Here is a 15,346-nt window from a genome sequence, read left to right as displayed (position 1 = left end):
AAGAACGATGTCCGAGCTTCGGGAACGAGTGGTCGCACGCCTCGTAGAGGCCCAACAAGCCCGCGATCCCGCGCCCCTGCGCGCACAGGACGCGGTGGACGACGCGCTGGCCCTGTTGTGCGAGGCCGCGCCGTCGCCCGACGACTCGATCGACCTCGACTCGGTCGCCGCCGTCTTCTGGACCTTCTGGTTCCGGCACCAGGGCGCCGAGGACCCCGACGCGGCGCGGAACCTCACGGTCGTCTTCGGCACGTTCGGCTTCCTGTACCCGCGCGCGCCGGAGGGCGCCGGGCTGCCCGACGCGCTCACGGAGGGCTTCGACCCCGCCGACCCCTCGCACGACGCGCGGTTCGCCCTTCTGGTCAGCCAGGCGTGCGTGGAGGCCGGCGCTCTCGACCCGGCGCTCGCCTGGGCGGACACGGCCTTCGAGTACGTACGGCCCGAGGACGACGCGGGATTCGTGGAGCTGGCCGTCCATGCCCACGACCTCCAGCTGGCCCGATTCCAGTCCGCGGCGGACCCCGACGGGCTGGCCGCCGCGGCCCGCTACGGACGCGCGGTGTGCACCCGGCTCGCCGCCGGGCCGGGCCTGTTCGACCCCGAGAGCACGCGCATGGCCGCCGCGGCCTGTCTGCGCACGGTGGTGGACTCCGCCCGGCTGCTCGACACGCCTCCGCTCGCCCTCGTCGAACGGCTCGTCGCCACCGCACCGGCCGGCGCGCTCACCCCGGAGACGGAACAGGGACTGCACTTCCTGCGCCTGCTGGACGGCAAGCCGGTCAACTGGCCCGGCGAACGCGATCTGCACATCGGCGCGGCCATCGCCGAGGCGGGCATCGCCGAGCACGACGCGGGCCGTATCGCCTGCGCCGTACGACGGCTGCGGACGGCCCTGGCCACCACCCCGGCCGACCATCCCGCCCACCCCCAGGTCACCACCGCCCTCGGCCGGACCCTGGTGGGCTTCGCGAGGGAGCGCGAGGACGAGGATGCGGCCCTGGAAGGGGTCCAACTGCTCGACTCCGTGGGGGCGTTGAGCGACGAGCACCACGAGTTCCTCGCCGCGTACAGCGAGTTGCAGCGGATAGGCGACAGCGAGGACCCGGACGACCTGGAACGGGCCGGACCCGCGCTCGGACGCTTCGTCGAGCAGGTCCGCCGGCGCGGCGGCCCCGTCGACATCGACCTCGAAGTCCTCGACCTGGCCGCCGGTTTCGAACCCGACGACAGCGCGGACGAACGGATCGCCCGCTACCGTACGGCCCTTGCCGCCCTCCCCGCCGACCGGCCGAACCGCCACGCCTACGTCGCCGTACTGGCCGCGCTCACCGGACTGCGGGCGCAGGCACTGGGCGGCACCGCGGCCGCGGCTCCGCTCGCGGCGGAGTCCCGGAGCCTGACCGAGGAGGCGCTGGCCGCGGCCCCGCCCGGCTACCCGGCCTCGGACCTGCTGCGCCAGGGCCTCTTCGAGGCCGCGCTGCCCGTCGCCGTCATGACCCTCACCGCGGACGAGGACGTGCCCGAGGAACTGAGCGGCCTGCTCACCCAGTTGACCCGGCTGACCGAGGTCCGCCTCGACGCCCCCGAGAACCTCGACACCGACATCGACACCCTCCGCGGGATGCTCGCCGACACGGACGAGGACGACACCTTCCTGCGGCCCCACCTGGCCGCCGCGCTCGGCACCGCCCTGTCCGCCCGCTCCGCCGAGCGGCGCGACTTCGCCGAGCTCGAAGAGGTCGTGGAGCTGCTGCGCTACGCCCGCGAGCACACCACCGACATGCCCGGACAACTGGACCGGATCCTCGCCGACGCCCTCGCGACCCGGTCGATCGGCACCTTCGACGCGGAGGCGGCGCGCGAGGCCGACGCCCTGCGCGCCTCGGCGGCGGCCCATCCCCAGCCTGTGGACGAGATCCCGTACGGCGACAGGGTGGTGACGGAGACCGACCAGGCGGTCCTGGCGGCGCGCAGCGAGCTCAGCATCGCCGTCCAGAACTACCTCTTCGGCCATGAACCGGCCCAGCTCGAACGGGCCCGGAGCATCGCTCACCGGATGCGCGAGATCATCCGCGCCGCGCCCGCGAGCGACGAAGTCCCCTGGTACGACCTGATGGGCGACGCCTACATCGACCTGGTCGAGACCCTGGGCCCGGGCGGCGGTCCGCGACCGGACCTCGGCGACGAGGTCGTGGACCAGTGCCGCAGGACGTTCGAGGCGTGTCCCGCCGGACACCCGATGCGGCCCATGGCCGCGACGACCTTCGCCCGGGCGCTCGTCCAGCGCTCCGTCCTGCTCCGCGCCGCCGAACCGGAACGGGCGAAGGCCCTCGTCTCCGAGGCGGAGGCGCTGAGCCGGGTCCTGGAGGAGGAGGGGTCGCCGGACGGCTCACCGGTCGACATGGCCTCGGTGATGCGCCTGTTCATCGACGTCATCGGGCGGGGCGGGATGCCGGAGGCCACCGGCACGGACACCCCCGGCGGCAGCACGCCGCACGAGCTCGTCGCCTCCCTGCTCGGGCCCGTCCAGGCACGCCTCGCCGGCGTCGCGGACCCCGAGGCCCGGCCGAGCGCCGTGGTCCCGGTGTGGATGCGCGCCCACGGCGAGATCGGCGCCGCCGCCGGAGCGGTGGGCCGGGGCCGGCCCCAGGCGGCCCTCGACCATCTCGAAGCGGGCATCGAGGCGATGGCGGCCGTCACCGACCGGGGCAGCGACCAGCAGTCCGCCGAGCACGGCCTGTCCACGTTCGAGGGGGACATCCGGTCGATCGTCGAGCTGATCCTCGGCCGGCTCACCCTCCGCGAGGCCGCCGTCCGCGTACCCGCCCACCTCCAGGCCCTGGAACAGGCCGTACGCGCGGTCGAAGCCGGACAGGCCCCGCCCGAACTCGCCCCTCTGGAACGCACGCTCCAAGGACCGGAGGTCGACCGCCTCGCCGAACTCCTCGAACGCGGCCGGGGACTGCTGCTGGCGCGGCGGATCGAGGCCCGAGCCGACATCGGCGACCTGCGCACGGAACACCCCGAAGTGGCGGAGGAGTTCGAGCGGCTCACCGAGCAGCTCGACGCGCGGCCCGAGACGGCCGCCGCCGGAGACGCCGAGTGGGCGCGGCTGGCAGGCCTGCGCGCATCCAACGAACTCGACGCACTCGTGGGGCGCATCCGCACCCTCCCCGGCTTCGAGGGTTTCCTACGGCCGCTCACCGCCGAGGAGTTGAAGGCGCTCGCGGCCGACGGCCCGATCGTCGTCCTCAACCACGGCGGCAAGCGGTACTGCCACGCCTTCGTCGTCACCGACCGCTCGATCACCGTCCTCCCGCTCGACGCCGAGGCCGACGAGATCACCGCCACGGCACGGCGGCTGCGCGAGGCCGTCGACGCCATCAACGCGCAGGGCACGGCACGGCCGTCCCCGCTCCGGCTCGTCGCCGCAGGCCGGACCGTCCGCGAGACACTGGCGTGGACCTGGCACGAGATCGTGCGCCCGGTGCTGGAACTCGCCGGGTCGGCGGAGCCCGTACCCCGGCACGGCGAGTGGCCGCGCATCTGGTGGGTGCCGACCGGCGCCTTCAGCGCCCTGCCGCTGCACGCGGCCCAGTGCACGGAGCCCGACTGCGAACTCGACGGCTGCGGCGCCGCACTGGACGCCGTGGTGTCCTCGTACGTGCCGGGCCTGCAGACCCTGGCGTACGCGCGGGCCCGGACCCGGCGGCGCGACACCGCCGACCACGGCGACGCCCTGCTGGTCGCCGCGCCCGAGGACGACCTGCCCGGCGTAGCGGAGGCGGCCGGTTACGCGGCCGAACTCCTCGGCGCACGGCAGCCGTTGATCGGCCCGACGGCCACCCGCGAGGCCGTGCTCGCCGCGCTGCACGACGCCTCCTGGGCCCACTTCGGCTGCCACGCGGCCACCGACCCGGCGGAACCCTCCGGCGCCCTGCTCCATCTGCCCAGCGGCGAGCCGGTGTCGGTCCTGGAGATCTGCCGGGCCCGCCCCCGCGCGGCGCAGCTCGCCTTCCTCGCGGCCTGCGGCACCGCCCGCACCGCCGAACGCCTCACCGACGAGGCCATCCACATCACCAGCTCCTTCCTGCTGGCCGGTTTCCCCACCGCCGTCGGCACCCTGTGGACGATCGACAGCACCCACGCGGACCACATGACCCGCGCCTTCTACCGCCGCACCACGGCCCCCGACGCCCCCACCCCCGCCCACGCCCTGCACGACACCGTCCGCCAACTGCGCCGCCGCATCCCCGACCGCCCGCACATCTGGGCGGCCTACGTGCATGCGGGCACGTAGACCGCCCAGGCCAAATGCCGGCCGTCCGCAGCGGGTCTTAAAGTGTGCTGATCAACGGGATGGGACAGGGGAGGGCCATTGATGTCCGCTTTCAGGGGTGTCCGGCTGCGAAGACGCGCCGCCGCGGCGCTGGGCGGGGCGGCGCTGAGCGCGTCGCTGCTGCTCGCGCCCACCGCGACGGCGACGGCGTCGTCCGACGAGCAGCCCGGCACGGTGGGGGCGGCGCCCCGCACCGAGCAGAGCGCCGAGCTGGGGAACGGCGGACGCGTCGAGCTGGTCGACGGGCGTGACGTCCGTGTGACGGCGGACGGGGAGGGCGCCGAGGGCCGCTACTCGGTCGCCTCGGCGGGCGGCACGCTGACCGTGCGGCCGACGGGTGAGTCCGCGGCGGACCGTGCGGCCGCGAAGTTCGCGCTGCCGACGGGTGCCGCCGAGAACACGACGTACGCCGCCGCCGCGACGTACTCGGTCAAGCTGAGCATCACCAACGCCGACGTCGTCACCAAGAGCTTCTACGTCTGGAACCGCAACACCTGGGCGTCGTACGACGTCCCCAGCGGCGACACCTACAACCCCTCCTCGACCGTGCAGCTGCCGCCGGGCGACTACTTCGCCGTCGCGCTGCACCAGGACTGGCAGAAGCCGGGCTACCTGCTCACCCGCACCTTCTCCGTCGGTACGGCCGCCAAGACGGTCACCTTCGACGAGAGTGCGGCCAAGGAGACGGCGATCCGCACGGACGACACCACCGCGACCCGGCACTCCGCCGCCGTGTGGATCAGCGTCCCGGGCGGTGGGCTGGCGGGCTTCGCGGGCGCGGGCCCCGACAAGGTGTACGTCACCCCGTTCTCGGTGAGCGGCGTCTCGCTGCGCCTGCACGAGGTGCTCGCCCAGAAGGGCGCCTCGGCGAGCGTGCCGAGCCCCTACCGCTACGACCTCACGCACAGCTTCACCTCCACCGTGCCGGCCACGCCCGTCAAGACGGTGAGCAAGTCGACGCTGGCGAAGACCGTCACGAAGGTGGCCGCCCCGGGCACCCGCACGACGGCCTACCTGCAGAGCGTGCCCTCCTTCGGCGAGTGGACGGGCGTGTTCATCGGTTCCTCCGTGCCGGTGGCCGCCTCGCTCACCGAGTACGCCACTCCGGGCGTCACCTACAGCCGACTGCTGAACCACGGCTCCGGCGACCTGACCCTGGACCTGCCCGACCGCACCCTGGCCGCCGGCACGAACGCGGGCGAGACCCTGGGCGCGGCCCCGCTCCAGCCGCTGCGCCGGGAGTGGGGCGGTTCGCAGCGCAACGCCGGGAAGATCTGGCTGTACGAGCCGCACGCCTACGGCGACGCGGCCGGACATCGGGGCATCGACAGCCGCGCGAGGTACTCGTACAAGCTCGCCTCCGCCGCCGGTGTCACGTACGCCCAGGCCGACGGCCTCGACGCGTACGACACGCTGACGTCGTCGACCCTGCCGAACATCTCGACGCAGTACACCCTCGACCAGACCGTCCACCGCCGCGTCCCGTACTCCCGCCTCTCCACGGACGTCCACAGCCTGTGGACGTTCCGCTCGCAGTACGCCTCGGGCGAGGAACTCCCGCTGATCGACGCCCGGTTGAACGTCCCGGGCCTCGACGGATTCGGCCGCGCCGCCGCCGGTCCGGTCCGGATCGAGGCGAGCGCCACCACCCGCAACACGGAGTCCTCCGCGGCCAACACCAAGGTCACCGGGCTCGCCTGGTCCGCCGACGACGGCACGACCTGGACGGACCTGGCCCTCGCCGCCGACGGCTCGGCGACCCTCGACGTCCCCGCCACCGCCTCCTACGTCAGCCTCCGCGTCACCGCCTCCGACGACCAGGGCGGCAGCCTGCGCCGCACCATCGGCCGCGCTTTCGCGGGCCCGGCGGCGCAGGGCGACGAGACGGTCGGCGCGACCCGTATCTCCGACATCGTGGTCAACGGCAGCAAGCCGGTGGAGCTGAACGACCAGCCGCTGCAGGAGTTCACCGCGAAGTTCACCGCCACCGACCCCTCGGGGATCGCCAGCGGCGACATGTACCTGTACAAGGGCGCGTACGACAGCCCCAGCGCCGTCCTCTACGGCAGCTGGCCCGCGTCCTGCACCAAGGTCACCGAGACGACGTCGACCTGCCAGGCGCAGTTCGCCTACATCGAGCCGCGCTGGAACCTCGGCCGGAACTCCTTCGCCGGCACCTGGAAGCTGGCCGCCTGGGCGGAATCGGCGGACGGTACGGGCCATGTCGACCTGCACGCCGCCAAGTCGGTGCCCGTCCTGCGGGACTCGACGCTCTCGGTCAACGCGAGCCCCGAGCCGGTGGCCAAGGGCAAGACCCTCACCATCACCGGCAAGCTCTCCCGCGCGGACTGGGAGACGCTCGGCGGCTACCACGGATACGCCGGGCAGTCGGTGAAGCTCCAGTTCCGCAAGAAGGGGGCGACCACGTACACGACCGTGAAGACGGTCACCACCTCCAGCACCGGAAAGCTGACCGCCACGGCGACGGCCTCGACGGACGGCCACTGGCGCTACGCCTTCTCCGGCTCCACCACCACGGCGAAGGCCACGGTCACCGGCGACTACGTCGACGTCCTGTGACCTGAGGGCACCTGGCCCCCTTCGCCGTGTCCCGGCGAAGGGGGCCCACTGCTGTCGGAGTGACCCAGATCACGCTCCCCAAGTGCAGCGCCGGGCGCCGTCCAGTGCCTTTCCCCTGGTGTAGGCAACTGGCGAGAACGGGGACGGGGCGCATGGAGCAGGCTCGGGCGGGTGAGTTCGACGCGTTCGTGACGGCCCGATGGGCGGTGCTGCTCCACCTCGCCCGGCTGCTCGTCGGCGGCGACCGGCACCGGGCCGAGGACCTGTTGCAGGAGTCCCTGGTCAAGCTCTGGTTCGTCTGGCCCAAGGTCGCGGAGGACGCGCCGGAGGCGTACGTCCGCAAGGTGATGGTGCGCGCCGCGGCACGCTCGGGCCGGCGGCTGTGGTGGGGTGAACGCCCCGTCGAACGGCTGCCGGACGTGGCGCAGCTCGGCGATGTGTCCGCGGACGTGGCGGAGCGCTCCCGGCTGGAGGCGGCGCTCGCCCAGTTGTCGCCGCGGCAGCGCGTGGCGGTGGTGCTGCGCTACTACCAGGACCTCCCCGAAGGGCAGGTGGCGGAGGTGCTCGGCTGCCCGGTCGGTACCGCCCGCTCCCATGCCGCCCGTGGCGTGGCGCGGCTGCGGCGGCTCCTGGCCGATGTCATCGAGCCGGCGCGGTGAAGGAGGACCTCATGGATCACTTCGAGCGCCGGCTGGCGCAGCTGATGCGCGACACCGAGGAGCCCGCACCCTTCGAGCCACGGCACCGGGACCGGCTGCGGACGGCCGTACGGGCCCGTCGGCGCGCCCGGGCCGTCCAGAAGGCCGTCGGCTCGGTCCTGGTCGTCGCCGGTCTCGGCGTCGGGGTGTTCCTGCTGCCCGGCGACGCGACCCGGGTCGAGCCGGCCGGGCCCCGCCCGAAGCCCGCGACGAGCCCCGCGCCCCCCACCTCGTCCCCGACCCCGGACGCGTCCCCGAGCACCTCGCCCTCGGCCACGCCCAGCATGTCCTTCCCGGCCACCGAGACCCCCGTGCCGCCCGAGACCCCCGATCCCTCGGCCACGACCGGAGGGGCGACCGGGACGACCTCCGCGCCTCCGCCCGAGAGCACGGCCACCACCGCACCGCCCACCAACTCGCCCTCGGCGACCGCGGAGAGCGAGCCGTCGATCGACGCGTCCTCGCTGCCCACGTTCACCGCGCCCTCCGGATCCGAGTAGCGGGCTCCTTCGAGCAACGTCGCTTCGGCACGCCCTGCGCCACTGCACAGACAAGGACAAACCATGAGAAACCAGGTACCGCCGGCCCTGGGCTGTCTGCCGCGACGCGCACCCGTGCCCACGCACCACCCGGAGCCCGTCCTGGACGTCGTCGTCCCCGTGTTCAACGAGGAGACGGATCTCGAACCGAGCGTGCGACGGCTCCACGCCCACCTGCGCGAGACCTTCCCCTACCCGTTCCGCATCACCGTCGCCGACAACGCCAGCACCGACGACACCCCGCGCATCGCCGCCCGGCTGGCCGAGGAACTCCCCGAAGCGCGCTGGCTGCGGCTGGCCGAGAAGGGCCGCGGCCGGGCGCTGCAGGCCGCCTGGTCGCAGTCGCGGGCCCCGGTGCTCGCCTACGTGGACGTCGACCTGTCCACGGAACTGGCCGCGCTGCTGCCGCTCGTCGCCCCGCTGATATCCGGGCACTCCGACATCGCCATCGGCACCCGGCTCGCCCCCGGCTCCCGGGTGGTGCGCGGTCCCAAGCGGGAGATCACCTCCCGCTGCTACAACGCCCTCCTGCGCTCCACCCTCGCCGTGGGCTTCTCCGACGCGCAGTGCGGGTTCAAGGCGGTGCGGCGCGATGTGGCCGAGCGGCTGCTGCCCCTGGTGCAGGACTCCGGGTGGTTCTTCGACACCGAACTGCTGGTGATCGCCGAACGGGCCGGGCTGCGGATCCACGAGGTGCCGGTCGACTGGGTGGACGACCCCGACAGCAGGGTCGACCTCCTCGCCACCGCGCTGGCCGACCTGCGGGGCATCGCCAGGATCGGCGGGGCGCTGGCCCGCGGCACCCTTCCGCCGGCCGCCCTGCGCCGCGGCGGCCGCGCCGAACCCCCGGGCGGGCTGGTCGCCCAGCTCCTGCGCTTCGCCGTCGTGGGAGCGCTGAGCACCCTCGGACATCTGCTGCTGTACGCGGCGCTGCGTCCGGCGACGGGAGCCCAGGCCGCCAACGCGCTCGCGCTGCTGGTCTGCGCCGTCGCCAACACCGCAGGGAACCGGCGGCTGACCTTCGGGCTCCGGGGCCGCGGCGGCGCGCTGCGCCACCAGGGCAGGGGCCTTGTGGTCTTCCTCGTCGGACTGGCGCTCACCGGCGGAGCACTGGCCGCCCTGCACCAGGCGGTGCCGTCCGCGACGCACGGCACCGAACTCGCCGTACTGCTCGCCGCGAACCTGGCCGCGACCCTCCTGCGGTTCCTGCTCTTCAGGGCGTGGGTGTTCCGCGCATGACGACGACACTCGCCCGGAACGTACGGCTGTCGGAGGAGCCCGCCGCCCCGCGATGGCGCCGCGCCGCCGAGCGGTACGGCCCCGTACTCGCCCTGTACGGCACGCTGAAGCTCCTGGGCTTCGGCGTCTTCATGTACCTGCTGCACTCCGCCGGGGACTACCGCGAGAAGCACCCGCGGTTCGGCGGCGGCGAGCACCCGTGGGACGTCCTGGCCACCTGGGACGGCTGGTGGTACCAGCAGGTCGCCGCGCACGGATACCACCCCGAGCTGGTCCCGGTGCCCGGAGCCACCGGCCTGATCACCCTCGAAGGCAACTCGGCGGCGTTCTTCCCGCTCTACCCGGCCGCGATGCGCCTGGTCTCCGAGCTCACCGGCCTCGGCCTGTACGGCGCCGGCCTGCTGGTCTCCGTGGTCGCGTCCTTCGCGGCCGCCCTCGGCATCTTCGCCGTCACCGCCCGGCTGGGCGGCACGCGGGCCGGGCTGGCCGCGGCCGGACTGTGGGCCGTATGGCCCGGCTCGGGCGTGGAGTGGGCGGTCTACTCCGACTCCCTCTACGTGGCCCTGGCCGCCTGGGCCTGCCATGCCGTCATGACCCGCCGCTGGCTCACCGCCGGCCTCCTCACCTGCGCGGCCGGACTCAACCGCCCCACGGCCGTGGCACTGATCGGCGCCGTCGCCGTGGCGGCCCTGCTCGCGCTCCGCCGCCGCCAGGACGGCATCCTGCGCCCGGTGACCGCGATGGCCCTCGCCCCCCTCGGCCTGCTCGCCTACCTGGCCTGGACGGGCCACCGCATGGGCGACTACGGCGGCTACTTCAAGCTCCAGTCAGGCGCCTGGGCCCACGAGTGGGACTACGGCCGGCACACCGTGGACGTGCTCACCTCGGTCCCGGTCGGCCACTCCGACTACCTCTTCGTATGGCCCTACGCCGACCTGATCGCGACCGGCGTGGTCCTGCTGGCCCTCGCCCTGCTTCCGCTGCTGGTGCGGCTGCGCCCCCCGGCGGTCCTGGTCACCTACACCGCCCTCACGCTCGTCCTCGTCCTGGGCAGCCAGCAGATCTTCGCCAACGTCTCGCGCTACCTGCTCCCGCTCTTCCCGCTCTTCGTCCCCCCGGCCCTCGCCCTGCGCCGCCTCGCCCCGGCCGAGCTCTGCACGCTGCTGGGCCTCGCGGCCCTGGCGTCCGGTTCGTATGCGGGGTACGCGCTGTTCGAGCTCGGGGTGCCGTAGGCGGCGTCGGGACCGACGGACCTACGGCTGGGTGGGGGTCGGCTGCCAGGGGTCGGGGGTCGGCGCGGGCGGGGCGTCCTGGCAGACGAAGCCGAGCCGGGTCAGCGCCCTGCGGACCTCGCCCACGGTGAAGTCGCGGCGGTCCTGCCGGGTGATCACCTCGCCGACCTGCATGACGGGGTAGGTGCGGCGGCCGATGGCCACGGACACCCCGGTGACGGCTTCGGGCTTGATGCCCTCCATGGACCGCTCCACCTCGGCCTTGGTGAAGTCGAAGGGAAAACGGGCGATGACGCAGCGCATGGTGCCTCCACAGCGTTAGGGGGTACGCCGGCCGGGGGGCCGGCGCCGTACGGGCTATGCGTTCGTGCTCGGCCTGGGCTTGGGGTTCTGCTTGGGCTTCTGGTTCTGCTTGGGCCTCGGGCTGACGTTCTGCTTCGGGCTGCCGCTCTGCTTGGGGCTGGCGCCCTGCCTCGGGCTGCCGCCCTGCCTCGGGCTGCCGTTCTGCTTCGGCTTGGCCGAGGAGCGGCGGCGGCCGGCGGGGCGGGTGCTCTTGGGCCGTTCGGCGGGCGCCGGGGCGGCGAGGACGACGGGCGTCCCGGACGGCGTCCGGGCCCCGGTGATACGGCTCAGCTCGGCCTCGCCCGGGCGGGTCCGGGTGGTCCGTGCGGCGATACCGGCATCGTCCAGCAGCCGGGTCATCGCGCGCCGCTGGTGGGGCAGGACCAGGGTGACGACGGTGCCGGACGCGCCGGCGCGTGCGGTACGGCCGCCGCGGTGCAGGTAGTCCTTGTGGTCGGCGGGCGGATCGACGTTGACGACGAGGTCGAGCTCGTCGACGTGGATGCCGCGGGCCGCGACGTTGGTGGCGACCAGGGCGGTGACATGGCCGTCCTTGAACTGGGCGAGCGTCCGGGTGCGCTGGGACTGGGACTTGCCGCCGTGCAGGGACGCCGCGCGCACGCCGACCGCCAGCAGCTTCTTCGCCAGCCGGTCCGCCGCGTGCTTGGTGTCCAGGAACATGATCACCCGCCCGTCGCGGGCGGCGATCTCGGTCGTGGTGGCGTGCTTGTCGTCGTCCTCGATGTGCAGCACGTGGTGGTCCATCGCGGTGACCGCGCCCGCCGGGGGATCGACCGAGTGCACGACGGGGTCGTGCAGGTACTTGCGCACCAGCCGGTCGACGTCACGGTCGAGGGTGGCGGAGAACAGCAGCCGCTGACCGTCGGGACGCACCTGGTCGAGCAGCGCGGTGACCTGCGGCATGAAGCCCATGTCGGCCATCTGGTCGGCCTCGTCGAGGACGCTGATGGCGACCTGGCCGAGGGAGCAGTCGCCCCGTTCGACGAGGTCCTTCAGCCGCCCCGGAGTCGCGACGACGACCTCGGCGCCGGAGCGCAGCGCGCCCGCCTGGCGGCCGATCGACAGACCGCCGACGACGGTGGTCAGCCGCAGGCGCAGCGCACGGGCGTAGGGCGTGAGCGCGTCGGTGACCTGCTGGGCCAGTTCCCGGGTGGGCACGAGGACGAGGGCCAGCGGCTTGCGGGGCTCGGCACGCTGTCCATGGGTGCGGGCGAGCAGGGCGAGGCCGAAGGCGAGTGTCTTGCCCGAACCGGTACGGCCGCGGCCCAGGACATCACGTCCGGCCAGCGAGTCCGGGAGGGTGGCCCCCTGGATGGGGAACGGCACGGTCACGCCCTCGGCGCGCAGCGCGGCCGGGAGCGCCTCGGGCAGATCGAGTTCGTCGAACGTCTCGACGGGCGGCAGGGCCGGGGTGCCGGTGACCGGCGGCGCGAACTCCTCGCGGGCCGCGGGGGCGCCGCTCGGGCGACGACCGCGCCGGCCGGCTCCGGCGGACGTGCGGTTCGAGCGGTTCGAGCGGTTGGTTTGGTTCGAGCGGTTCGTTTGGCTCGTGCCGTTGGTACGGTTCATGCGGTTCATACGGTTTTTGCAAACCTTCCTCGATGCGGCACGTATCGAGGAATTCCCGCCGACGGTGGGGAGCCGTACCGGGATTCGCAAGAGTGAGCCTGCGGTTGGCCGACGGGGAAAAGGCCGAGGGAAAAACAACGAATCGGGGCCCGCACCCGAAAGTGCGGGCCCCGGTCACGTGGAACGCGACGCGTCGGCGTCAGGCGGGAACGATGTTCTCGGCCTGCGGGCCCTTCTGACCCTGCGTGACGTCGAAGGTCACCTTCTGGCCCTCCTGAAGCTCACGGAAGCCCTGGGTGGCGATGTTCGAGTAGTGGGCGAAGACGTCGGGGCCGCCGCCGTCCTGCTCGATAAAGCCGAAGCCCTTTTCCGAGTTGAACCACTTCACGGTGCCAGTTGCCATGCTGTATCTCCCTTTGGGGCAGTGGCCGGATTCCGCACTTTGCAGAAACCGGAGTCGCCGCGATGATCGCCCCTCCGGAAATATCCGGAAAGCTCCCGGAAATGAAATCTCTGGGTGTCTCTGGTAACCAAAACTGCAACTATTTCCACGGTACCACAGGCCTTGGTGCGGGGTCCGGAGGTTTTCTTCACAGCGGGCCTCTGACCAGCAAATCCAGTGGCATCGGAAGAAATATCTACAGCGGCCGCGACAGATATTTTCAGGTCGCTCCGCCCGCGCCGGGGTCCCCGTGCCGCCGGCGCAATTCCTCGTTCAGCCGACGGGCCTCCGCGAGCTCGTCCTCCAGCGCGATGATGCGGCAGGCGGCCCCGATGGGCGTGCCCTGGTCCACCAGTTCACGCGCGCGTGCGGCGATGCTCAGCTGACGGCGCGAGTAGCGGCGGTGACCGCCCTCCGAGCGCGAGGGCGTGATCAGCCCGGCCTCGCCGACGGCCCGCAGGAACGCGGGCGTGACCCCGAGCACGGCAGCGGCCCGCCCCATGCTGTAGGAGGGCTGGTCGCCGTCCGGTGCACGGTCGGCGGGGAGGTTCTCGGCGTGCATGGCACCTTCGTCACGGAGTGGGTGCACCACACTACTGAGGCCGGGGCCAGGTGACCGTGTTCACTCGCCCGCATCCCTATTGACCTGCGCAGATTCGCTGTGGTTCGCTCAGCGCGAGGGCTGGCAAGGTCCATCGGCGGCCGTGACGACCGCGTTGCAGGAAGCGCCTGCCAGTGCCGTCGCGGGCGTCCGGCAACGCCTTGCACCGGAGCCGGGCCGGAACCCGGCCTCTGAACTTTCCGTCTTCCCCCGTCGGACGGGCGGTTCTTCATGCCCTTTCACCGACGACTAGCAACCTGGCAGAAATTGACACACATACCTCCGCGGTCTCCTGCGCCGGCAGACCGCAGAATCGCGCTCTCGGTGTGGCGTCAGCCACGAGCGAGACTCTGGGCCGTAGCAGGCGTCGTGGCCCTCGGATTCCTTGTCGCCCTGGAGATCGCCGCACGTCACTACGGCCTGCCCGGGCCGATCACCATCCAGATGCGGGAGGTGGTGTTCCCCCCGAAGTCCGGCGGCATGCTGTACGCGGCCATGGCGCTGATGATGGTGGTGCTCACCTGGCGGCAGCGCTTCGTCGCGCTCGGCACCGCGATCGGTATCGACCTCGCCTTCGCGACGGCCCGCTGGGCGGTCGGCGCCGAGGTGACCCACGGCCACCCCTTCGGCAACGGCGCGCTGTGGGTGATTCTGGGCTGCGCGGTCCTCGCCGTCACTCGCCGCACCGGCCAGGAACGTGTCCTGCTGCTGAAGGGCGTCGGACTGAGCCTGCTGCTGTTGACCGGCCGCAAGACCGGCGACATCTGGCTGCTCATCACCTCGAAGACCCGCCCCGTCGTCCTCGACCAGTACATGGCGACCGCCGACCACGCCCTCGGCAACCCGTCCTGGCTGATGGGCCGCGTCGTCACGGCCACCGGCCCGATCGGCTTCAACTTCCTCGACACCGTCTACGGCCAGCTCGCGGTGGCCGCGGTCGTGGTCGCGCTGTACCAGCTGCGCAACGTGGCGACGGCGCGCCGCTTCCCCCGCCACCACCTGGTGCGCACCTTCCTGGTGATCGGCCTCCTCGGGCCCGCGATCTACATGATCTACCCGGTGGTCGGACCGCTCTTCGCCTACGGCACCGGCGCCGAGCACTGGGCGCCGATCAGCCTGTGGTCGCCGAAGATGGCGCCCAGCGCGCAGTGGGCCATAGCCCACGTGTGGCCGGACACGCCACCGCCGCTGGACATCCCGCACTCCATGCCGTTCGACGAGTTCACCCCGCGCAACTGCATGCCCAGCCTGCACACGGCCTGGGCCACCGCGATCTTCATCCACTCCCGCAAGGGCCCGCGCATCCTGCGCTACGCGGGCACGTTCTGGCTGATAGCCACGCTCGCCGCGACCCTGGGCTTCGGCTACCACTACGGCGTGGACCTCATAGCCGGCGTGGTCTTCACGCTCACGATCGAGACGGCCCTGCGCACGTACGACCGCGGCTGGGACCGGGCCGGCGTCCGGCTGACCGCGTACGGCGCGACGGTCTTCGTAGCCCTTCTGACGTCGTACCGCTTCCTGCCGCTGGAGATGGCCCAGCACGCATGGGCGGCGGGACCGCTCCTGCTGCTGGCGATGGGCTCGGTGGTCTACGGCTACGTACGCACCGTCCGCCAGTGGGAACCGGAAGCCCCCGCACGGGCAGACCAACCGGAGCGCCAGCCGGAACTGATCTGAACCGGGTGACAGCACGACGGCGAGGCCGGTGGCCCGGGCAGGTGGGAAAATGGACCTGCGCCTA

Annotated in this window: 11 protein-coding genes; 7 read left to right on the top strand and 4 right to left on the bottom strand. The window is 72.7% G+C overall.

The features are described 5' to 3' along the window. The first annotated feature begins 7 nt into the window (after positions 1-7). The 6 genes from AB0Q90_RS14345 (at position 8) to AB0Q90_RS14320 (ending at position 10,627) form a co-directional block, all read left to right on the top strand. Positions 8-4,300, top strand: coding sequence for a CHAT domain-containing protein (locus AB0Q90_RS14345; protein ID WP_363165160.1), 4,293 nt, complete (start codon positions 8-10; stop codon positions 4,298-4,300). A gap of 81 nt (positions 4,301-4,381) precedes the next feature. Then, a complete protein-coding gene (locus AB0Q90_RS14340) occupies positions 4,382-6,919 on the top strand; it encodes a hypothetical protein (protein ID WP_363165161.1) in 2,538 nt (845 codons plus the stop codon). A 152-nt stretch (positions 6,920-7,071) separates the two neighbouring features. Beyond that, positions 7,072-7,578 carry a SigE family RNA polymerase sigma factor gene (locus AB0Q90_RS14335; protein ID WP_363165162.1) on the top strand — a complete coding sequence of 169 codons (507 nt, stop codon included), beginning with the start codon at positions 7,072-7,074 and terminating at the stop codon, positions 7,576-7,578. 11 nt (positions 7,579-7,589) lie between these two features. Beyond that, positions 7,590-8,117, top strand: coding sequence for a hypothetical protein (locus AB0Q90_RS14330; protein WP_363165163.1), 528 nt, complete (start codon positions 7,590-7,592; stop codon positions 8,115-8,117). 63 nt (positions 8,118-8,180) lie between these two features. Continuing rightward, positions 8,181-9,395 carry a glycosyltransferase gene (locus AB0Q90_RS14325; RefSeq protein WP_363165164.1) on the top strand — a complete coding sequence of 405 codons (1,215 nt, stop codon included), beginning with the start codon at positions 8,181-8,183 and terminating at the stop codon, positions 9,393-9,395. Next, a complete protein-coding gene (locus AB0Q90_RS14320; protein ID WP_363165165.1) occupies positions 9,392-10,627 on the top strand; it encodes a hypothetical protein in 1,236 nt (411 codons plus the stop codon). The genes AB0Q90_RS14325 and AB0Q90_RS14320 overlap by 4 nt, the downstream gene beginning before the upstream one ends. 21 nt (positions 10,628-10,648) lie before the next feature. On the opposite strand, the gene AB0Q90_RS14315 is transcribed toward AB0Q90_RS14320, so the two are convergent. The 4 genes from AB0Q90_RS14315 to AB0Q90_RS14300 all read right to left on the bottom strand — a co-directional run bounded on the left by AB0Q90_RS14315 (position 10,649) and on the right by AB0Q90_RS14300 (position 13,563). After that, a complete protein-coding gene (locus AB0Q90_RS14315) occupies positions 10,649-10,930 on the bottom strand; it encodes an SCO5918 family protein (RefSeq protein WP_363165166.1) in 282 nt (93 codons plus the stop codon). Between the two features lie 54 nt (positions 10,931-10,984). Beyond that, positions 10,985-12,568 carry a DEAD/DEAH box helicase gene (locus AB0Q90_RS14310; RefSeq protein WP_363165167.1) on the bottom strand — a complete coding sequence of 528 codons (1,584 nt, stop codon included), beginning with the start codon at positions 12,566-12,568 and terminating at the stop codon, positions 10,985-10,987. 190 nt (positions 12,569-12,758) lie between these two features. Continuing rightward, positions 12,759-12,962, bottom strand: a complete 204-nt coding sequence (locus AB0Q90_RS14305; protein ID WP_037570240.1) for a cold-shock protein — start codon at positions 12,960-12,962, stop codon at positions 12,759-12,761. A gap of 259 nt (positions 12,963-13,221) precedes the next feature. Continuing rightward, positions 13,222-13,563, bottom strand: a complete 342-nt coding sequence (locus tag AB0Q90_RS14300) for a helix-turn-helix domain-containing protein (protein WP_363165168.1) — start codon at positions 13,561-13,563, stop codon at positions 13,222-13,224. A gap of 363 nt (positions 13,564-13,926) precedes the next feature. On the opposite strand from AB0Q90_RS14300, the gene AB0Q90_RS14295 reads away from it, so the two are divergent. Further along, the gene (locus AB0Q90_RS14295) at positions 13,927-15,282 is read left to right on the top strand and encodes a phosphatase PAP2 family protein (protein WP_363165169.1); all 1,356 of its coding nucleotides are present in this window, start codon (positions 13,927-13,929) and stop codon (positions 15,280-15,282) included. The last annotated feature ends 64 nt before the right edge of the window (positions 15,283-15,346 follow it).

Origin of the sequence: Streptomyces sp. NPDC079141, from assembly GCF_040686775.1 — a bacterium.
Classification (GTDB): domain Bacteria; phylum Actinomycetota; class Actinomycetes; order Streptomycetales; family Streptomycetaceae; genus Streptomyces.
Note: the sequence above shows the minus strand (reverse complement) of the source record. Positions and strands in the feature narration are given on the sequence as shown.